Annotated in this window: 20 protein-coding genes; 8 read left to right on the forward strand and 12 right to left on the reverse strand. The window is 50.2% G+C overall.

The window, feature by feature from the left end; all coding sequences use genetic code 11:
* Nucleotides 1-278: 278 nt before the first annotated feature.
* From U0008_RS18580 to U0008_RS18600, 5 genes are all read left to right on the forward strand, one after another.
* Complete coding sequence (locus tag U0008_RS18580; RefSeq protein ID WP_043489192.1) at nt 279-1,190, forward strand: LysR family transcriptional regulator; 912 nt, start codon at nt 279-281, stop codon at nt 1,188-1,190.
* A gap of 122 nt (nt 1,191-1,312) precedes the next feature.
* Nucleotides 1,313-2,431 (forward strand): adenosine deaminase family protein, encoded by a 1,119-nt coding sequence (locus U0008_RS18585; RefSeq protein ID WP_193065746.1) that lies wholly within the window; start codon nt 1,313-1,315, stop codon nt 2,429-2,431.
* 13 nt (nt 2,432-2,444) lie between these two features.
* Complete coding sequence (gene dcuC, locus U0008_RS18590) at nt 2,445-3,701, forward strand: C4-dicarboxylate transporter DcuC (RefSeq protein WP_043489189.1); 1,257 nt, start codon at nt 2,445-2,447, stop codon at nt 3,699-3,701.
* A gap of 600 nt (nt 3,702-4,301) precedes the next feature.
* A complete protein-coding gene (locus U0008_RS18595; RefSeq protein WP_025798259.1) occupies nt 4,302-5,006 on the forward strand; it encodes an MgtC/SapB family protein in 705 nt (234 codons plus the stop codon).
* Nucleotides 5,007-5,101: 95 nt separating this feature from the next.
* On the forward strand, nt 5,102-5,983 hold the full coding sequence (locus U0008_RS18600) for a pirin family protein (protein ID WP_043489187.1): 882 nt from the start codon (nt 5,102-5,104) through the stop codon (nt 5,981-5,983).
* A 43-nt stretch (nt 5,984-6,026) separates the two neighbouring features.
* Here the strand turns inward: U0008_RS18600 and U0008_RS18605 are convergent, their stop codons facing one another.
* From U0008_RS18605 to U0008_RS18625, 5 genes are all read right to left on the reverse strand, one after another.
* A complete protein-coding gene (locus tag U0008_RS18605; RefSeq protein WP_043489184.1) occupies nt 6,027-6,446 on the reverse strand; it encodes a hypothetical protein in 420 nt (139 codons plus the stop codon).
* Nucleotides 6,424-6,810 (reverse strand): polymorphic toxin type 44 domain-containing protein, encoded by a 387-nt coding sequence (locus U0008_RS18610; RefSeq protein WP_051874033.1) that lies wholly within the window; start codon nt 6,808-6,810, stop codon nt 6,424-6,426. The genes U0008_RS18605 and U0008_RS18610 overlap by 23 nt, the downstream gene beginning before the upstream one ends.
* Before the next feature lie 472 nt (nt 6,811-7,282).
* Entirely contained in the window at nt 7,283-8,407 is a 1,125-nt protein-coding gene (locus tag U0008_RS18615; protein WP_043489182.1) for an ABC transporter permease, read from the reverse strand.
* The gene (rbbA, locus tag U0008_RS18620; protein WP_051874032.1) at nt 8,407-11,166 is read right to left on the reverse strand and encodes a ribosome-associated ATPase/putative transporter RbbA; all 2,760 of its coding nucleotides are present in this window, start codon (nt 11,164-11,166) and stop codon (nt 8,407-8,409) included. Before rbbA ends, U0008_RS18615 begins: the two co-directional genes overlap by 1 nt.
* Nucleotides 11,163-12,236 carry an HlyD family secretion protein gene (locus tag U0008_RS18625; protein WP_043489180.1) on the reverse strand — a complete coding sequence of 358 codons (1,074 nt, stop codon included), beginning with the start codon at nt 12,234-12,236 and terminating at the stop codon, nt 11,163-11,165. Before U0008_RS18625 ends, rbbA begins: the two co-directional genes overlap by 4 nt.
* Nucleotides 12,237-12,717: 481 nt before the next feature.
* Between U0008_RS18625 and U0008_RS18630 the strand changes: the two genes are divergently transcribed.
* Complete coding sequence (locus U0008_RS18630) at nt 12,718-14,217, forward strand: aldehyde dehydrogenase family protein (protein WP_043489178.1); 1,500 nt, start codon at nt 12,718-12,720, stop codon at nt 14,215-14,217.
* 231 nt (nt 14,218-14,448) lie between these two features.
* Here the strand turns inward: U0008_RS18630 and tynA are convergent, their stop codons facing one another.
* The 3 genes from tynA to U0008_RS18645 form a co-directional block, all read right to left on the reverse strand.
* A complete protein-coding gene (gene tynA / locus U0008_RS18635) occupies nt 14,449-16,716 on the reverse strand; it encodes a primary-amine oxidase (RefSeq protein WP_121626078.1) in 2,268 nt (755 codons plus the stop codon).
* 328 nt (nt 16,717-17,044) lie between these two features.
* The gene (feaR, locus tag U0008_RS18640; RefSeq protein ID WP_043489174.1) at nt 17,045-17,956 is read right to left on the reverse strand and encodes a transcriptional regulator FeaR; all 912 of its coding nucleotides are present in this window, start codon (nt 17,954-17,956) and stop codon (nt 17,045-17,047) included.
* A 135-nt stretch (nt 17,957-18,091) separates the two neighbouring features.
* Nucleotides 18,092-19,192, reverse strand: coding sequence for a DUF1615 domain-containing protein (locus U0008_RS18645; protein ID WP_043489172.1), 1,101 nt, complete (start codon nt 19,190-19,192; stop codon nt 18,092-18,094).
* A gap of 354 nt (nt 19,193-19,546) precedes the next feature.
* Between U0008_RS18645 and U0008_RS18650 the strand changes: the two genes are divergently transcribed.
* Both U0008_RS18650 and U0008_RS18655 read left to right on the forward strand, forming a co-directional pair.
* Nucleotides 19,547-19,858, forward strand: a complete 312-nt coding sequence (locus U0008_RS18650; protein WP_043489169.1) for a type II toxin-antitoxin system HigB family toxin — start codon at nt 19,547-19,549, stop codon at nt 19,856-19,858.
* On the forward strand, nt 19,855-20,274 hold the full coding sequence (locus U0008_RS18655; protein WP_043489166.1) for a helix-turn-helix domain-containing protein: 420 nt from the start codon (nt 19,855-19,857) through the stop codon (nt 20,272-20,274). The genes U0008_RS18650 and U0008_RS18655 overlap by 4 nt, the downstream gene beginning before the upstream one ends.
* 84 nt (nt 20,275-20,358) lie before the next feature.
* Here U0008_RS18655 and U0008_RS18660 read toward each other — a convergent pair whose 3' ends face one another.
* The 4 genes from U0008_RS18660 to caiC all read right to left on the reverse strand — a co-directional run bounded on the left by U0008_RS18660 (nt 20,359) and on the right by caiC (nt 25,124).
* A complete protein-coding gene (locus tag U0008_RS18660) occupies nt 20,359-21,042 on the reverse strand; it encodes a hypothetical protein (RefSeq protein WP_043489164.1) in 684 nt (227 codons plus the stop codon).
* On the reverse strand, nt 21,035-22,069 hold the full coding sequence (parM, locus tag U0008_RS18665) for a plasmid segregation protein ParM domain-containing protein (protein WP_038503035.1): 1,035 nt from the start codon (nt 22,067-22,069) through the stop codon (nt 21,035-21,037). Before parM ends, U0008_RS18660 begins: the two co-directional genes overlap by 8 nt.
* A gap of 686 nt (nt 22,070-22,755) precedes the next feature.
* Complete coding sequence (caiD, locus tag U0008_RS18670; protein WP_043489162.1) at nt 22,756-23,538, reverse strand: crotonobetainyl-CoA hydratase; 783 nt, start codon at nt 23,536-23,538, stop codon at nt 22,756-22,758.
* 14 nt (nt 23,539-23,552) lie between these two features.
* Nucleotides 23,553-25,124: a crotonobetaine/carnitine-CoA ligase gene (gene caiC / locus U0008_RS18675; protein WP_043489160.1), complete on the reverse strand. Its 1,572-nt coding sequence runs from the start codon at nt 25,122-25,124 to the stop codon at nt 23,553-23,555.
* Between the last annotated feature and the right edge of the window lie 23 nt (nt 25,125-25,147).

The raw sequence follows: 25,147 nt of genomic DNA on the forward strand, positions 1-25,147 counted from the left end.
TGCAATTGATTTGTGTTTTAGTGAATAACTGAGTGAGTAATCACGACCTTGTTATTCATAAATGCCAGCTTGCCGTGACAAATACAACAGAGATAATCATCTTTAATAGTGAGGTTATTGTCAGAAGTAATAGTAATAATTTCAGTGACTAATATAGTTAGGCAAAAATAAAGCTGTTTTATTCATTTTTATATCGGCTATTTTTACTGATAAAATCGCGTTATCGGTATACGACCAAAACGAAATAAATTGCTACGCGAACAATAGGATACTTACCCATGGATACCGGCTGGTTAGAAGATTTTTTAGCACTGGCTGAATTGCGTAATTTCTCGCGAGCCGCGCAGTTACGCAACATCACTCAGCCCGCTTTTGGCCGCCATATACGCGCATTGGAAGAAAGTATTGGTCAGAAATTAGTCGATAGAAGTTCCTCACCGGTGACGCTCACGCCTGCCGGATATCAGTTTCGTTTAATTGCCCACAGCATGGTAAATCAGCTTAAAGAAGGTATTCAGAAGATAAATGGATTACCGTCCGAGATGATTAATCCCGTTCGTTTTAGTGCCCCGCATTCTCTTTCATCCCCCTTTTTGCTCGATTTAATTGACCGTATTGATCCCACAACGCCATTTTCCGTTGATATTCTGCGCGTAGATTTTGCCGTTGAATCGTTAATTGAAGGCGCCAGCGATTTTCTTTTAGCCTTTGATACCCACGCCTTGCTTCAGCCGCCTTTCACCAATTTGCTATTGGGGAAAGGCAATCTTCTGCTGGTCAGCGCTGCCGATAAGCAAGGCCAACCATTATTTAAACCCGACGAAAACCACCAGCAGCCAGTACCCTATTTACGTTATTCGCCAGACTCTTACAGCGCGAGAATGGTAGAGCGGCTCATGCCGCAGCAACCTTTTGCCTGTCAGCCGGTGTTTGAATCTTCGCTGTGTGATTTGCATCGGCAAATGGCTCTGCGCGCTAAGGGATTGGCTTGGTTACCAGATTGTCAGATTGAAAACGAACTGGCAGAAGGTAAGCTGGTTGCCGTCAACCGCAGCCGCTGGCACATTCCCTATCAAATTCGCCTGTATCGCAATCAAGCGCAGCTTCACCAGCGCGCAGAAACATTCTGGCATTGCCTGTCTCAGCAAATAACACAGGGCATCTCTTATTGGCCACCGGTGCAAAACTAGACGTCTTACACGAAACCACTCACATAGTGCCTAAACGTACCCGCCAATGCCGGAATAGCATTTCACCACTTCAGTCGCTTTATTTATGATGGCGTTTTCTTTTTTATCGATGAGCGCTGTTAATGATGCAGGATACGCAAACGATTACGTTACCAGAATTTTTCGCCAACTTCCCTAAAGTGGATCTCCATTACCATCTGCTTGGCGGAGTTCGTCTCACCACCATGCTGGCGTTGGCAGAGAAATACGGGGTGCCGCTCACCGAATCCGAAGCCAAAAGTTACTATCGCCGTTATCAGCATGAAACCAGCGTGGTGAAAGGCGGGATTGCGGCGCTTAACTTTTTATATCCGCTGATGCGCAGCGCCGAAGATTATTTCCGTGTGACCTATGAAGTCGCACAAGACGCCGCAGCAACCGGTATTCGTCATCTGGAACTGTTTTGGAATCCCTCTGATACCGAACTGTCCTATGCCGACGTCACCGAAGCGATGAGCCGCGCAATGGCGAAAGCGGGCGAAGAATGGGATATTCGTGCGCTCTTTATTCCTTCTATCAACCGCGAAAAATCGCCCGAAGAAGCCGTGGCAATGGTGGATGCCGTGCTGAGTTATCCGCACCCTTTAGTGCCCGGTATTGGCATTGACTACAAAGAGAATGACGCCCCTATCGAGCATTTTTGGAAAGCCTATCGCAAAGCACAACTCGCTGGATTACGCCTCACGGGGCACTGCTCAGAGTTTGGTTTGCATTGGCGTAACGTAGAAACGGGCTTAGATTTGATTCATCTGGAGCGCATCGATCACGGCTATACCGTATTGGATAACCCAGAACTTACCGCCCGCTGCGCCCGCGAAGGCATTCCATTTACCGTCGTGCCCAGCAATACCTATTACCTCAAAAAATGGCCGGATGCAGACCAGTGGCGTAAGCATCACCCCATTCGCCAAATGGCGCTGGCAGGCATGAATATCATCCCAGCCACCGACGACTGGCACATGCACAATACCAACGGTGCCGAATGCTATCGCGTTATGGTGGAAGAATTCGGCTTCGATCTTGATGGCGTGCGCCAACTGATGCTCAACGGCATCAATGCCTGCTGGCAGCCTGAAGAAATCAAACAGCAATGGCGACAGGCGTGGACCGCCGAATTTGACGCCCTACGCAGCAAACTGGCGCACGAACCGCAGATCGATCCGGCTCAGCATATTTCCTATCATCGTTCCCAAACGGCATAGCATCGAGAACCCCATGTTGACCTTAACTCTTGGCGTAATAATTCTGCTGTTAACCATCATCCTGCTGATCAAAAAGCAGGACACCCGCACCGTTCTGCTGTTTTCCGGCATGTTGATGTGCCTGATCTCATTAGAACCGATGGCCGCGATGAACAGCTTTGCGGAAAAGATGGTGTCTGAAGGGCTGATCCAAGCCATTCTGTCGGCCATTGGATTTGCGACCGTCATGAAATTCACCGGCTGCGATCGTCATTTAGTCCGCCTACTAAGCGCCCCACTTAAACACGTTGGACTCTTTCTCATTCCGGGCACTATTTTGCTTACCACGTTCGTGCAGTTGGCTTTGCCAAGCGCGGCAGGTGCTGCGGCAGCCGCGGGGATAACCATGATCCCGTTACAGCTAGCTGCGGGGATCCATCCCGTCATGGCGGCGGCATCGGTATTAGCCGGAACCTTCGGTGCGAGCTTACTCAATCCAGGTAGCCCGCATATGGCACTGGTGGCGAAAATCGTGGGTGGCGACGTCATGACGATCATCGGCGACCGCGTGATGACCGTCGTTTGGCTAGGCCTGATCATCATGATTGGTATGACGATCACCGCCGTGCTGCGCAAAGAACACAAGGGCTATCATTCGCGCCTTGACGCTGAAGATCCGCAAGAAGGCCCGATCAATATTTTGGCCGCGCTGATGCCGCTGGTGCCTATTGCGCTGCTGATGCTGGGTGCATTTGGCGGCGTAAACTGGTTAAAAATGGGCGTTCCTCAAGCCGTTATGTGGGGCGTTCTTGCCACTCTCGCCGTCACCCGCACGCATCCTGGCAAGGTGGTTCCCGCCTTCTTTGATGGAATGGGCAAAGCCTACAGCGACGTATTCGGCATTATCATCTGCGCCGGTGTGTTTGTAGCGGGGTTAACTTCGGTCGGGCTGATTGATGCGGCGAAAAGCGCGCTGATTGATTTCCCTGAAGCCGCCCGTTTTGGCGGTACCGTAGGGCCATTCCTAATGGCCATCGTGATTGGCTCTGGCGATGCAACTGCCTATGCTTTCAATGAAGCCATCACGCCACACGCCGCTGAATTTGGCATGAACCCCACGAATCTTGGAACTGCCGCCGCGTTTGCCAGCTACTTGGGCCGAACGGCCTCCCCGCTTTCGGCTGCGGCCATCGTGGTTGCGGGTATGGCCGGTGTTTCTCCTATCGACCTGATTAAACGAACCGCTCCCGTTATGCTGATTGGTTTAATTCTGCTGATTGTGCTTATTTAACGGGCGTAGAAATACCCTGACAGAAAATATGTTTTGATTTATAAAAGAGGGCGATAGTTATCGTCCTCTTTTATTCTTTCTTTTATTCGCTGTTTATTCATTATTTACACTAACCGTTTAGATAAGGTTCAGACTCAATCCGCTATAATTACCGGCGTTATAAATTGAATACCTACGTTATCTGCACCAATCTAAGGAAATAGTATGGACAACGACAGACCGAGATCGCGTGTTTTTCTCAGCTGATCGCATGATGTGATACTGTCCCCCTTCACATCCTGCATAGACAAAGGATGTGGTGCTATTCTCCGTTTACCACCGCAGTTTCATTGTTAAGGCTTACGCTATTTTGCGTAAACAGCCTCGTTGAATTAACACGCCTCAATCTCACAATCACGTGGTTATTAATCAGATTTATTTCTGATGAATTGCTGCTGTTTATTTTTCTGCTTATTCGCAACGGAAATAACGTTCTTCATCCTTTGTTGTGCAAGATATTGCGACAAATTAATGATGACGAAAGTTTCGTGGCACCGCCACGGGCAAAATATGCCTATTTTCGTTACTAAAAAGCAGAGTCTAATTTCTGAGGCTTATTACATGAACTTCACTCTGCATTACGAAACATTTTCTATTTTACTGGTCGCATTTTTACTCGGCGCCATTATTGGCTACGAGCGCCAATACCGCCAGCGTACGGCTGGATTGCGCACCAACACGCTGGTTGCCACCAGCGCCGCTATTTTTGTCCATTTGGCAATGAGCATCGATACGCCTAGCGGCGCTGTACGGGTGATCTCTTATGTGGTTTCTGGCGTCGGCTTTCTCGGCGCGGGAACCATCATGAAAGAAGGATTAAACATCCGCGGACTGAATACCGCAGCTACGCTGTGGGGCTCCGCCGCCGTAGGTGCCTGCGCAGGTGCAGGAATGATTGCCGATGCCTGTATGGCAACGTTTTTTGTCGTGGCATCCAATACCTTGCTGCGCCCAATGGTCAACATTATCAACCGCCAGCCGCTCACCGACGAGCGTGGTGACGCCACTTACGAGATTTGCGTTATCGCATTAGAAAACGATCAGCGCGAAGCGCTGACGCTGGTAAAACAAACGTTAAAAGCGGAGAACTGCTTTATGTCGCACCTCGACGTTGAGCCTTTCGGCGATGATGACGTGGAGATCACCGTAGCACTGATCCCTGCATCGGTTTCCGCCGATGATTTGGATAATCTGGTTAATGTGTTGCTCGATGAAAGCCTCGTCAAACAGGCCTATTACAGCCGAATTGGCGGCAGCTCCAGCTAGAATGGGAATGATGAGGGCATCACTGCAACTCGGCGCTAAGTGGTATAGGATGAAATATCGGTGCTTATCCTATACCCAATAACGAGCGAGCGACTATGAACAACAGCCCTACTCCCCTACAGCGCATCACGTCCCGTATTAAAGACGTTGGCGGGATCCCCGTTTCGCGCGCCATTCCGGTTAAGGAACGTCGTTTGATTGGCGCATGGTGTTTTCTCGATCACGCGGGTCCATCGGTGCTCAAGCAAGACAACGGTGGATTCCGTGTTGCCCCTCACCCACACACCTGTTTGCAGACGTTCACATGGATGCTTGAGGGCGAGGTTTTACATCGCGACAGCCTTGGCTACGAACAAATCATCCGCCCTGGTCAGGTGAATTTAATGACGGCCGGACACGGCATTGCCCATACCGAAGAGTCGGTACCGGGCTTTTCGCGTCTGCACGCAGCTCAACTATGGATAGCCTTGCCCGAAGCGGTTAAAGATATGCCGCCGCGTTTTGATCACTATCCAACGCTGCCCGTATGGGATGCGGATGGCATCCGCCACACGCTTCTGGCCGGAGATTACGCCAGCTATCATGCGCCAACCCTGTGTTTCTCCGATTTACTGGGCGTCGATCTCTATACGCCCGATGGTTCAAACACCCAGTTAGCGCTGCAGCCCGATTTTGAATATGGCCTGTTTGTACTGGAAGGTGAGATCAATATTGAAGGCGAACGTTTTGCGGAAAATGAGCTGGCCTATATTGGCACGCAAAATACGCAGCTCAACGTCACGCTGGCGCCAAAAACACGGGTGTTATTCCTCGGCGGTGAGCCTTTGGGTGAACAGGTGCTGATGTGGTGGAATTTCGTGGGTCGCAGCAAAGAAGAATTACGCCAATCCATTGCCGATTGGAACCAAGACACGGGCCGCTTTGGCACCGTTCACGGCTTTAAAGGCGAACGCACACCGTCGCCAGAAATGCCATAGGCGTGTATGGCTTCGCCAAAACGGGAAGCCATTTGCTCGAATATCACTGTGGGGTGTTTAGGACTCTTACAGGCATTTGATTTCTTATACCTTTCTTAAGGTAAGACGCTGACGACTTAAAATCATATAGTCTCCCAGTGACATTGATCGTAACTTCGCCCATCGCATACCCCCATGTGAACCGATCGCTATTACTCACAATAAAAGGCTCTTCATGGCTTAATTGAATATCGATAGATCGCGGGTCGATTTCTTCCCCTATGTAGTATCGATAAGTCATAGGCACGGTTGCGCCGCCGTTATTTATTTGAGTAACGTATAGATATAAATCATTCCCAATAGGCTGTACTGCGGCAATCGTAACGTTTGGCGCTGTGGGCTTTCCAACCGGAGAAAAGTATAACGCTGCAAAAACAATAAGACCGGCGATGATAGCTGCACTAATAACCGTGCTTTTTCGCATAGTCGATTCCCTGCTTTATCCAGAATTGATCATGCGGGTCATCTCCATACGGAAAGTCACCGAAACAATTATTCCACTCGGGGAGTGAGGTTCCAGCACGTTGCTGTGCGCACCCAGCGCCACGATGCAACATTTCCTCGGGTATGCCCGCGGCAATTCCTGTTGCGCCAAAATTAAAATTACCAAAATTTTGATAAGAAGAACTCTCTTGTTTGTAATCCCACTTCCCATGGTTTCTTACTTGCTTATAAAACCAAAAATAAGTCATTGGCGTTGCCATACCGTGCCCTTCCCCACGCTGGCTAGCTTCTCTCATATTAGCATCAACTTCGTATATTGATTTCCCTATCGGTATAACTGCCATTTATATCTTCCTTAATTTTATCTTTCACACCTATTCTAGATTTGTTAAGTGTAGATTTTCCCCAGTAGCGGTAGAGAACTAAGGTCAGATGAATTATTTATTCAGCATAATAGCTATCACAAAAATACCTATGCGCAAAATCACCTTCATAAAGGAAATCATTACACTCACATATCCATTTTATTTTTAATATATTGACATTAATAATCTATATTATAAGGATTATAACTTACCTATTATACTGAACCAAAACTGTTAACTCATTAGCATTATTTAATCATGCTGAAAATACCAATTTCTGAAACTTCCTTTAGTAGAGGTGACTTATATCTCTATTAATACCCTTGAATATTAAGGGGAGTAAATTAAGAAAATAAACGTGAGAATCATATGAGACATATCAGTCTCCAATTTCCGTAGCAGATATCCATCAATAAACCCAAATGAAAACTGCCACGGAATCCACCTTAACTTAAGCCATCGAGCTAATGGTTTTACGGAATCGGCTCAGGGCAAAACCAAAGAACGCCATACCAATCACTAGCAGCGTAGCAAACTGCGGCCATACGATGCTGAAATCGGCACCGCGATACAGTATCGCCTGCGCAAGGCTGACAAAGTGCGTGGTTGGCATGGTTTGCATAATGTTCTGCACCAGCTGCGGCATGCTTTCTCGCGGGGTTGAGCCACCCGAAAGCATCTGCAGCGGGATCAGCACCAGTATCATCAGCAGGCCAAGCTGCGGCATTGATCGGGCGATGGTGCCCATAAAAATCCCGATGGAGGTGGTGGCAAACAGGCTAAGCGCCACGCCCAGCATAAACAGCGGAATCGAGCCTTCAATCGGCACATGCAGCACGCCCTGCACCATAAAGATCAGCGACAGTCCCGATGCCACTAACACCACCAGCCCCATCGACCATACCTTCGCTAGCATGATTTCAAACGGCGTAATTGGCATCACCAATAGGTGCTCGATGGTGCCGTGCTCGCGTTCACGGATTAGCGCTGAGCCCGTCAGAATAATCGCCAGCATGGTGATATTGTTGATAATCGCCATCACCGCACCAAACCACGACTGATCGAGATTCGGGTTAAAGCGCGCTCTCACTTCTAAATCTACGGGTAATGCACTTCCCGCCCGATAGCGCGCCATAAATTCGCTCACTTCGTCATTCACAATATTCTGAATATAGCTGTTACCCAGAAAAGCCTGACTCATGCGCGTAGCGTCAACGTTGAGCTGAATGGCGGGCTGACGCCCAGCCAATACATCTCGCTGAAAATTCGGCGGAATATCCAATGCAAAAGTGTAGGTTCCCGCATCCAACAGCGGATCGATTTGATTCGAATCGATCATTGCCGGAGGCATAAAATAGGGCGCGTAAAAGCTATTCACGATACGGGTGGAAAGCTGGGATTGATCCTGATCGGCAATCGCAATCGGTGCCATATGCAACGAGCCCGGCGTTACGGTTGCCGAGGAGTAGATCGATAGCGTGAACGAAAACACGATCAGCGCCAGCATAGCTTTGTCGCCCAGTAAGGTGCGTAGCTCTTTGATCCCCAGATTAAAGATATTGCGTAAGCTGCGCATCAGCCCTCCTGCTTTTTCAATAGAAGAACGCTGAGCCCAATAACCACCGGAACGGCAATCAGCAACGGGATAAACGAAGCCTGAAGATCAAACAGGTTTAGCGCCTTTGAGAAGGTGCCGCGCGTGATGGTTAAAAAGTGGGAGGTTGGGTAAATATTACCGATCCACCGTCCGATCCCTTCCAACGAAGAAACCGGATCGATCATGCCGGAGAACTGCGTCGCGGGAATTAAGGTGATGATCGCAGTGCCGAAGATCGCGGCGATCTGGCTTTTCATAAAGGTCGAGATCAGCAGGCCCATGCCGGTGGCGATAATGATGTACAGCAGCGCCGCCAACGTCAGCGTGAGAAAACTGCCCTTATGCTCAACGCCAAACAAAAAGACCGATAACGCGCATAGCAGTAAAAAGTTAAACATGCCCAGTACGATATAAGGCAGCTGCTTGCCGATCAGAAACTCGGCCTTGGTCACCGGCGTCACATACAGATTGATGATTGAGCCCAGCTCTTTTTCACGCACCACGCTCAACGCGCTGAGCATCGCGGGGATCATCATCAACAGCAGCGGGATAACCGCAGGCACAATAGCAGGCAAACTTTTTACATCAGGGTTATAGCGATAGCGGGTTTCAATATCCATCAGGATATTCCCCATATTGGCCGTTGGCTGACGCGAAGCCATATCACTCAGCCACGCCAAGTGCATCGCCTGCACATAGCCGCGCACGGTTTCAGCCCGATTCGGCATTGCCCCATCAACCCAAACGCCAATTTTCACCGTATGCCCACGCGCAATATCACGGCCAAAGTTAGGCGGTATCTCAATTGCCACGGCGAGTTCACCGTCGCGCATTCGGCGCTCCAACTGCTGATAATCAGTAATCGGCGGCTGTTCGATAAAATAGCGCGAGCCCGACAGATTGAGCGTATAGGCTTGGCTGGTGCCGGTCTGATCGCGGTCTATCACCGCAAAACGCAGGTTTTCCACATCCATACTGATACCGTAACCCATGATAAACATCAGGATCACCGTCCCCAACAGAGCCAAGGTTGAGCGAATAGGATCGCGCCGCAGCTCCAAAGCTTCTCGACGGCTATAGCTGAACATCCGCGTGAAGCTAAAGTGATGGCTGATGGCAGGCGTTGTCGTTTCAACCTGAGGTGTTTCAGGCATCTGCTCCGGCGGAGCACCGCTATCACCAGAAGCCTCACGTAAGTAGGCAATAAACGTGGCCTCAAGCGTGCCTAAACCACGCTGCTTCACCAGCGCCTCTGGCGTATCGCTCGCCAGTATTTTTCCCGCATGCATCAGCGATATACGGTCACATCGCTCGGCTTCATTCATAAAGTGCGTTGAAATAAAGATGGTGACGCCATCGCGCCGTGACAAATCCACCATCAAATTCCAAAACATATCGCGCGCGACCGGATCGACTCCCGACGTTGGCTCATCCAAGATAAGCATTTCAGGTTTATGGATCACCGCAACGGCGAGAGATAAACGCTGACGGATGCCCAACGGCAGCGCCTCTGGCAGCATATCTTCTACATCACTCAGCATGAACCGCTGATTCATCTCCTCAACGCGTGCAGGAATATCCTCCTCGGGAAGATGAAAAAGACGTGCGTGCAGTTCAAGGTTTTGTCGCACCGTAAGTTCGCTATACAACGAAAAAGCCTGCGACATATAGCCTACTCGGCGGCGGGTTTCGATATCTTTGGGATCGACCTCCTGCCCAAATAACCATGCTTTCCCTTCGCTGGCGGGCAGTAATCCGGTCAGCATCTTCATGGTGGTCGATTTGCCGCAGCCGTTAGAACCGAGGAAACCAAAAATTTCGCCGCGTGGTATGCGCAAATTGACATCGTTAACCGCAACAAAATCGCCAAAGCGCATGGTTAGCCCCTGCGCCTCAATGGCTACCACGTCATCCTGCGAAGTATCACGCGGTGGGATAACCACCTTTTGGTGCGCGTTGCGTTTCTCTTCCGGCAGCAGGGCAATAAAGGCCTCCTCTAGCGTTGCGCTGCCGATACTTTCACGCAGTTCCTGTCCGCTGCCGGTGGCCAGAACCTGTCCCGCATCCATCGCCACCAGCCAGTCAAAACGCTCGGCTTCTTCCATATAGGCGGTGGCTACCAACACGCTCATGTTGGTTTGCCGTTCACGAATACGATCGATCAGCTCCCAAAACTGGGCGCGTGACAGTGGATCGACGCCGGTCGTCGGTTCATCAAGGATCAACAGTTCAGGATCGTGGATCAGCGCGCAACATAGGCCCAGCTTCTGCTTCATACCGCCAGACAATTTGCCCGCCGGACGATCGCGAAACGGAGCTAATCCAGTGCTTTGCAGTAAGTCATTAATACGCTGCTCTCGCTCTTGAGCGCCTTGCCCAAACAGTCGACCAAAGAAATCGACGTTTTCGTAAACCGACAGCGTGTGATAAAGGTTTTTCCCCAAGCCCTGCGGCATATAAGCCACTTTCGGGCATACCTTGCGTCGATGATCGGCGTCCGCCATATCACCACCCAGAACGTTAACGTTTCCCGACTGAATAACGCGTGCGCCCGCGATCAGCGATAACAAGCTGGATTTTCCTACGCCGTCAGGCCCAATCAGCCCCACCATTTTTCGCGCAGGAATATCCAACGTTATCTGCTGTAATGCCTGAGTATTGCCATAGTGCTGGCTCACCTGCTCAAGCCGAACGATGGGTGCCGCCAGCGGGTCTTTATTAGCACCTAATGGCCTCATTGCGGCAACCTCACATCCAGATCTTCTGGCCAGCTTTTATTGTTATCCAAACGCACATAGGCCATACCCGGCAAACCCGTTTTCACGTATTCGAGGTATTTTTCCAGCAGTTCAGGGGAAATGCGCGCTTTTACGCGGAACATCAGCTTCAGGCGCTCGTTATCGGTCTCGACCGTTTTCGGCGTGAACTGCGCCACGCTGGCCACAAAGGTGGCTTTTGCCGGAAGACGCAGCGTTGGTGCGGCATCAAGAACAACGTGCACGTCGCTACCGATGGCGACCCTGCCCGCCTGTTCGGTTGGCAGGAAAAACGTCATGTAAACATCGCTGAGATCGACCATATTCAGCACGCGACCACCCGCGGCTAACACCTCTCCCGGTTCAGCCACGCGGTACTGGATCCGCCCATCACGCGGCGCCTTCAAGGCGCTGTCTTCAATATCAGCGGTAATACGGCGCTCGGTGGCTTTAGCGGCTTCCACGCGTGTATTAGCCTGAATGATGCCCGCCTGTGCGGATTCGATAGCGGCCTGCGCGGCTGAAACCTGAGCCTTAGCGGATTCCAACGCTGCGCGAGCGCTTTGCGCCGCTGCCATATCGTCATCAAGCTGCTGCGCCGACACCGCCCCGCGCTTAGACAGCGCTTGTGAACGGGCATAGCGTTTATTCGCCGAGTTCAATTCAGCTTCACGCTGTTTCACCACTGCCTGCGCCGCCAGTTTTTCACTTTGCCGCTGCGCCAGTAATGACTTCGCCGTAGCTACCGCGCTTTGTGTTTCGCGGATTTGCGCTTCGGCTTCTATACGTTGCTCGTTCAAAACACGCGTATCCATGTGCGCTAGCACTTCACCCTGCTTCACAAAGTCGCCTTCGCGCACCACGATTTTATCGATACGCCCCGCCACTTTGGTCGAAATATCGATTTCCGTGGCTTCAATGCGCCCATTGCTGCTGGCGAATCCGTCAGGCAAACCGGGCGCACGCAGGCTCCACCACGCGGCAAAGGCCACCACGACGGCGATGATAATAATTGAGTAAAAAGTGAGACGTTTTCTATTTTTGATATCCATAAATACTCGCTGTGTTCCATGCTAGTAAAAACAAAAAGCGCGGCACTCGGCTACAGACGCAGCTAATCCGCTCTGTGATGAAGAGTTTCGGTCAATGGGACAAGGTTAAAAGAGGGGAAAAAATGCGTGAAAACAGATATCTGCCCATCTAAATGGCAGACATCAACGCGGATTGGGATAACGCCAACAATGGATGTTTTCATAACAAGACGTCCTATCTTTGTATGAATGAAACAAACACATTAATAGCTTTTGCTTATGTATAGTAACATGAGAAACCACATTGTCTACGTGACTATCCCACCGCTATTAGAGAATCGTTTAACGCCTCAAACCTCTCTGTCATATCCCGCCAATCGAATGTCAGGCACAGCAAAAAGATAAAACTATCCTTGTTATAGACTCATCAGGTGATGACTGGTTTTGTCGCGCCGCGACAACCCCACTCTACTAATCCATTTTTCGACCGACGGGAGGGCTTATGCCCGACAACACAGTAGCAATCCTCGACAGCGTTACGCGTTTTCTTGACCGTCAGCACGGACTTTATATTGATGGGAAGTGGTGCGATTCCTTATCGGATGCACGCTTAGCGATTTATAACCCCGCAAACGGCGAACAGATCGCCTCTTCGGCTGATGCCAACACCGAAGATGTTTCCCGCGCGGTCACGTCTGCTCATCAGGCCTTTTGCGCCGGTGTATGGTCACAACGTTTGCCCGCCGAGCGCGAGCGAATTTTGCTGCGCTACGCTGACTTAGTCGAACAACACGCAGAAGAACTGGCGCAGCTAGAAACCTTGGAACAAGGCAAATCGATTAACATTTCCCGCGCCTTCGAAGTGGGCTGTACGCTGAACTGGATGCGCTATACCGCCGGTCTCACCACCAAAATCACCGGGCAAACTATGGATGTATCGATACCGATGCCCGCCGGTGCGAAATATATGGCTTACACCCGCAAAGAACCGATCGGCGTAGTAGCCGGCATTGTGCCGTGGAACTTCCCGCTGATGATTGGAATTTGGAAAGTGATGCCAGCGCTGGCGGCGGGATGTTCTATCGTTATCAAACCATCTGAAACGACGCCGTTAACCCTGCTACGCATGGCGGAACTTGCCAGCGAGGCGGGAGTTCCCGATGGCGTATTTAATATCGTTACCGGCAAAGGATCGGTGTGCGGCAAAGCCTTAACTGAACATCCGCTGGTGGCTAAGGTCAGCTTTACCGGCTCAACGCCGGTTGGCAAGGGCATTGCTCGCGCCGCTGCCGACCGCTTGACGCGAGTCACTCTGGAACTGGGCGGTAAAAACCCGGCCATCGTGCTAAAAGATGCCGATCAGCAACAGGTGATTGAAGGCCTGATGGCGGGAAGTTTCCTCAACCAAGGACAGGTCTGCGCCGCCAGCTCACGTATCTATATCGAAGCACCGATTTTCGACAATCTGGTTGCCGGTTTTGAACAGGCGGTAAAATCGCTTTCCGTCGGCCCAGGTATGGATGCCACCACCCAAATAAATCCATTGGTTTCACGCCAGCATCGCGACAAAGTGGCGTCTTATCTGCAAGATGCTAAAGCCAAAAATGCCGAACTGATCAGCGGAGCCACTGGGCCTGATGCGCAGGGCTTTTATATTCCCCCAACGCTGGTGATTAACCCTGATGCGGCGCTGAATTTATCGCGAGAGGAAGTTTTCGGCCCCGTCGTTAACCTCATTCGGGTAAAAGACGCCGAAGATGCGCTACATCAGGCCAACGATACCGACTTTGGCCTCACTGCTAGCCTATGGACCACCAGCCTGCAAACCGCGATGGCCTATACTCCGCGCATTCAAGCTGGCACCGTGTGGGTGAATAGTCATACGCTGATCGATGCGAATATGCCGTTTGGCGGCGTAAAACAGTCAGGAACCGGACGTGATTTTGGCACTGATTGGCTGGATGCCTATACCGAAACCAAAACGGTGTGCGTGCGGTATTAAGAACGGCGTTTTCCTCAGCAACCCCCTCCCAACCTCCCCCTTCGCAGGGGGAGGAGCAGATTGAACACTTAATCAACATTAAAGCTCACTCAGCTCCCTATTCACCTAAGGGGAAAAGATTGAGCGCTTAATCAACATCGAGGCACATTCGGCTCCCTCCCCTGCGAGGGGGAGGGTTGGGGTGGGGCAAAAAAGGTGAGGGGGTCACAGCCGAAGAATAAACTACTCCTCCTACTCCCCCTTCTTCCCATTCAAATCCAACGTTGGCGTTTCACTGAAGAAGTTCCACGGTTTCAGTAATGCATGCACCCATTCCGTTGGCATAATCGGCCACTCTTCCGCGCGCGCCACGTGCGTGGTGCCGGTGGTCAGCCACACCACGTTATCCGTATTTTCAATCGACTGATTGTCTGAGGAATACTGCCCCAGACCGGTATCATGGATAGAACGGTTGGGATATTTCCCCTCAGGGTAGCGTTCTTCTGGGCTATAGCGCGTCACCCACAGCTGTTTATCCATAAAGCTCAGGCGATGATAAATCCATTCGTCTTTACCAAAGTTCGCCCCTTTGGCGATTGGATGAGTTCCGCCCGCGTAAGGGATCAACTGATAAGAAACCGGATTGCCCATTTTGTTGGTAATGTTAGCGTTGCTCAGCAAGCGGATAGTGGAAGGATCAAACTTCTGCGCCGCCTCTTTTTCGGTTTTCACATCGACCTGATCCACCTGCATGGTACTGGTGCGTGGGCCGCTACGATCGTTTGGCTTCACATCAGGATTCAACTCAACCAAGCTATTGTTTTCGCCGTCGATGTCCATATCCAATCGGAAATTGTAGATATGCTGATGCGTGGTTCCGACGATGTTGTGATCGATAAGGGTGCCGTATTTGGTATCTTCTTTGGCGGTTGGATCCTGCATGGTGCGCGCTTTCACGCCTTTCACCGCTTCGATCCCCGTTGCACCCGCGTCGATGCCAATGGTGCCGTTTTGATGGAATACCCAGTCAAAAATATAGTCATAGTTGCCCACGGTGCTGATCCAGCGCACCACCAGCTCACGGCGCTCGGCGCTCACGTTGGGCGGCCCCATTTCCTGATGCTTATATTCTGGCCCTGCGTAGCGTTCAAAGATGGCGATCGCCCGCGGAATAGTCATCGGCTGGCCGGTATAATCCGCGATCGTTTGGTCGATCAGCACCGCATTTGACGGTGCATCTTTGCCACGTGCAATCGGGGAAGTTAACGTGCCCATGCCATAATCGCCTGAATCAAGATAGGCTTTGAAGTACCAGCCAATATCCGGATCGCCATAAGGCACGATCATGCCGCCTAGCGATCCTTCATACATGATCTTGCGCTTTTTGCCCTGATCGTTGTAGGTCACCGTCGAAATGATCGGGCCAACGCGAGAGTTCAACCCCACGTGGAAATCCCAGTTCTGCCAGTGGATCGTATTGCCGGTGATGGTGTAGTTTTTACCTTCCGGCTCAACGATTTCCAGCGGTTTGATGTCTGGCGCTTTACGGTCGCGGCCATCATACGGACGCGGAGCCATCGGCACCGGGATCACTGGCCCCTCTTCTATTTTGATAATTTTTTTCTGTTCAAGATCGACCACCGCCACAAGGTTTTCGATCGGATGCGCCCAATAGTTGCCGTCACCCACATCCAGATAGCTGATCACTTTGAGCAAGCGCTGATCCTGCGTTAGCCCATCTTTACCATCGAAATAACCCACGGTCAGCGGCGTGGTGATCACCTTGCTTGGATCGGCAATTCCACGTTTTTTCAGCACGGCGGCAAAATCTGTGCTGGCGGTGATCACCGACTGAACGGTGGCAAAATCATCTAATAGCACCATGCCCTGCGCATCTTTGATTGGCGTCCACGACACCACTTTTTTGTCAGTTAAATCCACCACGCTTTCCACAACGTGCTTACCATCCAGCACGGTCACATTCGCCTGACGCGGTTGCTCAACGGTTTTTCCGCTCAACACAAACTGCCAAACCTCATCTTTTGGCGGCTCACGCAGAGAGATTTCCGTAAAGCGGAAATTATCGTGATAGTTACCTGAAGCTTTGATCGCCTCTACCGCCGTTTTGATTTCATCTGCGCTCAGCGGGTTAAGCGGATGCGCGCGTTTTTCAACGGCGAAAGTCTGGTCTAAGCCAGATTGAAAAACTTCATTGATAAAGTCTTCCGACATATAGGCCACTTTGCCGCGAAACACCACCGGCACCGCCAGTTTCAACGGTTTGCCATTCACGATGGCTTCGTTGGTATCAGGTTTAACCTTGATATAAGCGCCGTCTTTGGCAATTGTAAACATGCGGGCATAATCATCCCACTGCACATCCGCCCCAAATTCAGCCAGCGTTTTCTCCATCGGAACCATATGCGCCGCCGCACCGTGTGCCTGCGCGCTGTTTTGCCAACCCGCAGACGTCAACAGCCCGAGCGCCAGCGCAATCGCAACCGGCAGGCGTTTTTTCATCATTATTTTGCGAGTCAGTTTTTTATAGGACTGGGTTTTATAAAACATAGCTTTATTACCTCACCGCTAAAAGTTGGCATTCATGTCAGTGAATCAGTGCGCGGGATAATCTCGACCTGGTATACGAGCGTGCTATTGAAATCGGTTCCTCAAGAGATCTTTTAGAGACTTTTTTGGTGTCTTATTGTTGGTCTGCCGCCACGCGCTGCTACGGTTATGCAGGGCCAGTATCGACTGACCCAGCTCAAACATAGCAATTCGTCGGGGGGATTAATTTGTTGTGTATGCCATCAGCTTTGTCGCTGGTGACAAACTCACGAAGATGAGACTAACGATACTGTTTGCGGTATTCGCCCGGCGTAATGCCGAAACGCGTTTTGAACGCGGTAGAGAAATGGCTGTGGTCGGCAAAGCCCCACGAGTAGCCAATATCTGATAGTTTTTGCCGCACCGGCGCACTGCGCAACGCGTGGGCGCAGAGATCAAGACGGCGATTTTTGATGTATTGCGCTACCACCAGCCCTTTGCGCGCAAACATGCGATACAGGCTACGCACCGAAACGCCCACTTCGCTGGCAATCCACTCTGGACGTAGCGATTCCGACTGAATGTGTTTATCGATAAAAGTCAGCGTGCGGCTGAATACTTTATCCTGTGGCGCATCATCATCACGCGCAATCAGCGCCGGACGCAGCAAGGTAGCCACCGCATCTAAGACCGCTTCGCTTTCCTGCTGATCTAACGTGCTATTACGCATACTCTCTTGTACCAGCTGTTGGCTAAGCCGCACCATCGGCGCGCCTGCCGCCAATCGTTGCGCACAGCGCAAATCGGCAAACTGCAAATTACGTTCAAGATAGCCGCGCGGCAGCAGCAATGAAATTTGCCTAGAGGTGTCGCTGAAGGTAAAAGTGCTCGGTTTGGCGGCATCAATCAGGGTGATATCCCCCGCCGAAAGCAGCGCTCGCTGCCCTTCTTGCTCCATTTCAGAATGACCGCTGAGCTGAAATACGGTGTAAAAGTAAGAACCGTCGCTCTGGGCAATTTCCTTTGGCGTGCGGTAAAGCTTGGTTTGCGCAATATCAACCATGCTCAAACGCAGAGCACCGGTGCGAAACTCCTGCACCGAACCACTAAATCCTTCCCCCAGCGTTTTGGCAGCAAAGCGCCCACAGGCCTGATTAATACTGGCCAGCCAGCCTTCAAAATCGGCGTCTTTTAGCGGGTTGGATGTCGTCATGCTCTACCTCACACGGATATCTTATTGCAACTCAACGGTGGTAAAAGCGTCCAATAGTAGACGCTTTTTACGATAACAACTGATTAACAGTTGAGCAACAAAGATAAGCATAAGATGCGAAGCACCGCGCAATTATTAACGCGCCTTGGCCATGCACTTCTGCCAGCGCCCATCCACGCGTTTGGCAAACCATGCCGTGGTTAGTTGGCGGGTAATCTTAGGACTTTCCAGCGTGATCCCCGGCAGGATCTCACGCGGCAGCTTTTTACCACTCGATTTCTCGGCCAGCGCATATACCTGTTTATAGAGTGACGTTTTCTCGAAATCGATGCTATCCCCTTTCTCTAACGCTCGGCGGATAGTGGAATCGCTCATATCCAAACGCTTGCCCAGAGAACGCACGGCCAGCTCCGTGGATCCGGGTTTATCAGTGCCGTAGTTAATCAAATCGCCATCCAGCGCGAGTTTAATTCCGCTAACGCGGCTGACGGCGCTCTGAAACGCCGCATTCCGGCTGGCGTACCATCCGGCATTGAAGTCAGCAAAACGATAGATAGGCTGTGGGTAATTAGCCGGATAGCCAAGCAAATGCAGGGTGCCGAAATAGACACCGCCGCGCCGGCTGAAAACTTCACGGCGAATCGTTCCGTCGATTTTATACGGATAGCCTTTGGCGTGCGCTTCGGCAAACGCAATGCTGACCTGCATCGGGCCGCCGGTACGTACCGGATTCAAACTGCCAAACAGTTTTTGCCCCATTGGCACCATGTCGATAAAGTCATCAAAAATCGCGCTGAGCTCTTTCTCACTACGCACCTTATCTAAGCGTTCACTATAGCTTTTCCCATTGGGGGATTTGATCAACAGCGCGGTGTGCACCAAAAAGTTGGGGATATGCATCTGATCGGCGCGGCGGTCGATCTCCTTCCATGCAATTTTCCCCAGTCCCGGCACCTGTGGATCGGCTTGAAAGGTCGACTCCTGCTCGGTCACGGCTAACACCGCACACAAATTTTCTGCGGTTGGCGCAATATCCTGTGCGGTAAATGCGGCGGCGATATCCGTCGCCCAGCCTTGACTGTCGCGCACGTTATTCGGCATTAGCTTAACCAACTGTGATTTCACATCGGCCGGTCGTGGTGCAGGCGTTTGACTGGTTTTGGTTGAGCAGCCAGCCAAGACCAATAGAGCCAATAAACAAACGGGACGTAACGCTACAGCGTGAAAATTTGGCATTTTTCTCGAATTATCATAGAGGCAGGAGATAAGGAACGGTAACGCAGATAGCAAGACGGGTCTAGGGTTTGCAACGATGCATGGGTCATATCGACCATTTTCGCGAGGTGGATTCCAGATAAAAAAACAAACGCTGCACAACCTCTACAGTCTATTTCATCTTAAAAACAGTCGGAATATAGTTTTCGCGCTGAGAGACAAACCATTCTCTTCTGAACAAGAATCAAGCCGTCATCTTAGATGAGTGACTACCTCATCAGCGACCAAGGATTGGGTAAAACTGTTAAGTTCACATATTGTAAACCAAACATTGCTCGTCTATTATGTTCACATGATGTAAACAGAGAGTCTGACATGCACATCATATCTAGGGATCCGTTTGAAGACGCCGCGCGAAAATACCCAAACGATGCCGCATCTCTCATAGCAGCATACCGATTGCTTAAAGAGAATGAATTTGAAAGTCCTGCAGAATTACGCAAACTGTTTCCTAACCTCGATAACTTCAAATATAGGAACAAGTGGTGGGTAATCAACATTGGTGGCAACAATCTGCGGATGATTTCCTACATCAACTTTGTAAACCAGCGCTTTTACGTCAAACACATCGTCACCCACGCAGAGTATGACAAGCTAACGAGGCAGTACCGGGAGATAAAAGAATGATTTTAGAACCGACCAAAGCGCTAGAGGCCGCAAAAGTATTGGCAGATGCCGTGCCTTTTTTAGGCGGCAATACTTCTGAGGAGGCCTATCGCGATGCGCTCGCTATGGTTGATTATCTTATCGAGCACGATGACGAAAGCCCGCTAATAGATTTTCTAGCGTTAAAAATTGCTGAATATGAAGATAACAATGAGCGATTTAAAGCCTTCAATCAGGCCGTGACTGATATGCCTACTGGCGTGGCCGCGCTACGGGTTCTTATCGAACAACATCAGCTTTCCTACTCAGATTTAGCCTCAGAAATTGGTTCAAAAAGCCTCGTCAGCATGATTTTATCCGGCAAACGCTCATTAACCATTGAGCATATCAAAGCACTCTCAAAGCGCTTTAACGTTAGACCAGACCTGTTTTTCTAATGCGATTCGGTCGGTATCAGTATTCGTAAAAAAGCCACGTTAAACGTGGCTTTTTATTCATGAAAGTCAGGCTAGTTCCCCAACTTAAAAAATCCCTTTCTGACGGATTTTTTTCATTTTTTCGGTCGGTGGTGCGATATCAGCCAGATCGACCTCTTCCGCGTTGCCGTTACGGGTTGGCTCTACGACGGCAGGCGCTCGCTGGCTAAGGCGCAATTGCTGGAGCTGTAAATTTTGCTGTTCCAACAGTTTGCTCATCCGCGCAAGCTCGCTGCGCAGATGCGTAAACTCAGCCTGTTGCTCAGCGCTAATCCCTTCGGCTTGTATCGTTTCACTGACCGCGGAAGGCGTTGATTCAATGGTTTTAACTTCAGTGATCGACTGCTCAAACACCTGACGCAGTTGCTCTAACTGCTGTGCCGAGAAATCGGTATTTTGCGCTGAAGACGCCGCTGGAATCTCTACCGGTAAAAGCTCGCAGCGCACCAGTTCTTCAGCCAGTTCGGGCAGCGTTAAGTGTTCACGCCCTATCGATTCTGCCACATGATGACAGAGCTGCGGGTTGAGCTGATGCAGCTGTAAACCCGCCAGATACACATTACGATGAAAAGTACGGGTTTCCATATTTACATCGTTGCGATCGCTACCGCTCTGTTTTAGCTGACGATGCAGCTGTTGCAACACCGTCATAGTACGTAAATCGGCCTGAGACTGAGCGGGGCTGAGATAAAGCGAGAAGTTAACTCGGCTCGTCTGCCCTTTACTCATTTTCCTCTACCTCAAGCATCAAAGGCTCTGCCAGCGCATCGGCCCCAGACTCTGAATGATACAGGCAAATTTCACGCGACAACGCGCTCTGCGGATTATCAATGGTGATAATGCGATCGCCCAGCGTGGAATAGGCTTCGCGGATCGCTTCTTCCACCAGCGTTGCTCCACCGCCTACCAGATAAACGCGGTTTGGGTTTTTAGCAAACTTCTTCGCTTCATAGGCCACCTGATCGCCTAGCTCACGAATTTTGGTTTCAATGCGCTGCAAGATGTCTGGAATACGCGTTTCGTCATTCACCACGCTACGCACGAAAGCCATATCGTGACGGCGTTTAATCAGCTCATTCGCCACCAAATAGCTTGAATCGCTGTCGGCAGAAGCCAGCGCTTTGCGAATGGCATCCGTCACCATCGCCACACCGATTTCGTTGTTGCCGTAAATCGCAGATACGTCGTCAAATTCACCGACGATGACGCCCATATCCAACGTTGTACCGCCGCAGTCGACCACTAAAGAGCGGGTGAATTCGCTGGTTTCAGAATTCAATAAATGTGAAAGCGCCGCAGGCAAACTTTCTGGCATCACCTCAACGCCAACGATTTTGAACAGCTCGCCTTTGTTCAGCGAGATTTCGCGCATCAGATTGCGGCGTTTGGCTTCAATTTTATCTTCGTTGCGCTGGCAGTCATCGGGGTTATAAAACTGGGTAATCGGCAGCGTCACCACTACGTCAACTTCACACGGCTCAAGACCGCTTTGCAGCAGGGCATGATGCACCGCCAGCAGATTTAAATCGTCATACTGATACTCGATATGCGTGGTCGATAATGCTTTATCGGAGGTCGCATCGTAGGTGTATTTGGTGGTGCCAATGGTGTAGTTGAATACCTTTTGCCCACGCAGCAGGGCCGCACTTTTCCAGTCTTTACGGAATGAGTTAGGGGAAACAACGGTTTTTAGCGTGCCGTTCTCAATCCAACTGATTTTGACGTTGGTAGAGCCATCATCGATGGCAAATTTCATGCGGGCTTGGGTAGTCATAGCGTTTGTCTCAATGAGCATATTATGTGGGCAAAGCCAGCCATAGCAGAGTGCTTCGATGGGGCTTTGTCTAAAATTTTTAAAACCAATTAACAGGATATTGGGAGAGGGGATATCGACAGTGATATCTAAGCGAATACATCAATGCGAATGAATCAATGTGAATAAATCAATTGCAGAATATTGCTTCATCTCCCCGCCATCAGCAGAGATATCCTTAGAAGGTTAAGCGAATTGTATCTTATGCCAGCGACGTATTGAGGAAATGCTAACCGCATTATGATGCATGTCAGAAAGGTGAGATCTTTAAAAAATAATATTTAAGTTCTGTATTTATTGTGTCGCCATTGATCTTCTATTGCTCCAGCAACATGTTTTATATGGCGTTCAAAATTAAAGCAGCGGCCCTATTTCTGACCGCTTTGACAATCCTATCGCGCTGTTATCCCACGCATGAAGAGACATTTTTCTTGCACCTTGGGCACCACGTTTGGCACTGATTCAGCATGCTGTACAGTTGGCCCCTAATGCGCTGTTGGCAGCCCGGACACGTCACATAGCGTGACCCCAGCAAACTTTGCATACCCGCATTGTTTGCTGAGTTGCTTGCTGAGTTGTTTGCTGTACCGGCGCTCTGCTGCTGTCTCTCCGGCTTACACGCCATGAAACTAGCGTCCTTTCCAGACCGGTTCACGTTTTTCCGCAAAGGCGGTTGGCCCTTCCAGCGCATCTTCAGAGTGCAATACCGATGGATAGTGTTTTAGTTTTCCGCTGCGTGCATGACGATACCCTTCTTCAACCGCCAGCTCGCTGGTTTCACGATAAATTTCTTTAATCGCCGCGACGGCAAGTGGTGCATTAGCCGCAATTTGCGCCGCCAGTTCGCGGGCATGTGGCATGAGCTGTTCGCTCTCCACCACCGCATTCACCACGCCCCAGCGCAGCGCTTCCTCCGCGTCCATGCTGCGACCTGTCATCATCATTTCCATCGCAATCGCTGGAGGTAAAATCTTCGGCAAACGCAGCATTCCGCCGCTGTCTGGCACAATCCCTAACTTAGCCTCAGGCACTGAAAAACTGGCATTGCGCGAGCAGACGATCATATCGGCAGCCAGCGCCAACTCGAACCCGCCGCCAAAGGCATAACCGTTGACCGCCGCGATCACCGGCTTATCCAAATTAAACAGTTCGGTGAGGCCAGCAAAACCCCCGGGGCCGAAATCAGCATCGGGTGCTTCACCCTCAGCGGCGGCTTTTAAATCCCACCCCGCTGAAAAGAAACGTTCGCCCGCACCGGTGATAATGGCGACGCGTAGCTCAGGATCGTCACGAAAAGCGATAAAAGCTTCACCCATCGCAAAACTTGTTTTGGCATCAATCGCATTGGCTTTCGGTCTGTCTAACGTAATTTCTAGAATGTAGCCATTCCGCTTAATATGTAATTCACTCATGTTAAGACCTCATCTTAATAAGAAACTTCAACCAGGCTTTTTTTAATTACTTTTCCCGAGCAGCTTCTAGGTAGACTCGTTCTTATTTCAAAGAAAGAGGGAACCTTGAATTTTGCCATGTTATTTTCACAAAACGTGAAGAACTCTTTTTCCGTCATAAACTCACCGTCATTTAAAACCACGACGGCTTTTATCGCTTCATCTCGGATCGAATCTTTTAAACCAATCACCGCGACGTCCATAATTTTTGGATGGGTTGAGATAATATTTTCTATTTCAACGCAGGAGATATTTTCCCCGCTACGCTTAATCATGTTGCAGCTGCGCTCAACAAAATAAAAATACCCGTCATCATCCATATAGCCGTAATCACCGGTACGCAGCCATCCGTCTGCATTCAGGGTTCGCACACTTTCCTGAGGCAGTTTGTAATACTCTTTGAACAGCGTTTTTCCCGGAATGCCTTTTATCCAAATTTCACCCGTTTTTCCCTCCGGCATTTCATTGCCTTGCGCATCGCTGATTTGAGCTTCATAGCCCATCCCCACTCGCCCAATCGACGGCCAGCGGCGCTTATCTCCGGGCCTGTCGCCAATGGCGCCCACAATGGTTTCGGTCATGCCATACGAGGTGAGTAACCGCACACCAAAACGCTGAATAAATTCATCTTTTTCTTGCTCGGACAAATTAAGATAAAACAGCACCTCGCGCAGGTTATGCTGTTTTTCCCACGGCATAGGCGGCTGCATCATCAGCGTTTTTATCATCAGAGGGATGCATTCCGTCACGGTGGCGCGGTATTGGCATAGCTGCCCCCAAAACGCCCGGGCGCTGTATTTTTCAAGCAGCACAAAGGTGGCTCCCGCCGTAAATGTGGGCATAGCGGCGGTACACTGACAATCAATGTGAAAGGCTGGCATCGGCGTTAAATAAACGTCATCTGCCCGTAGTGCGCATTGCCAAGCCGTGTAGTAGCCCGCAAATAACAAATTATGGTGGGTGATCACCACGCCTTTCGGGCTGGAGGTCGTACCAGAGGTAAAAAGAATTTCCGCCACATCATCGCTATCAAGCTCAACCGAATAGATAAGCGTATCAGGCTGAGTCTTTTGCAATGGGTGAAAATAAAGAACATCGCGGGAACTCTGAGGATCTATATCATTATCAATTAAAATAATGGGCCACAAACAAGACGAATTCTTTGACGTGAGGTCGGCGTAGATAGAATAAAATTCCGTGGAGGTCACCACCATTTTGGCCTCACACTGATTTATGATATAAGCGCTCTCTTCACGTAATAGATTGGCGTTGATAGGCACAACGATTGCACCAATTTTCGCTAAGCCAAACCAGCAAAATATAAATTCAGCACAGTTATTAAGATGCAGAGCAACTTTATCGTCCTTATTCACACCCAGTGAATGAAATAGATTAGCCGTGCGATTAATTTCTTTATTTAACTGAATATAGCTATATTGAGAAACCTGCCTTGCCTGATCTTCGAAGACAAGCGCCGTTTTATCACCGTGCATATCCGCTAAATCATCCCAAGCCTGACGCAAGCTTCGTTTGCCTATCATATCCATATCTATCTACCCAAATAATTTCA

Origin of the sequence: Hafnia alvei (assembly GCF_034424155.1) — a bacterium.
Taxonomy (GTDB): Bacteria; Pseudomonadota; Gammaproteobacteria; order Enterobacterales; family Enterobacteriaceae; genus Hafnia; species Hafnia alvei.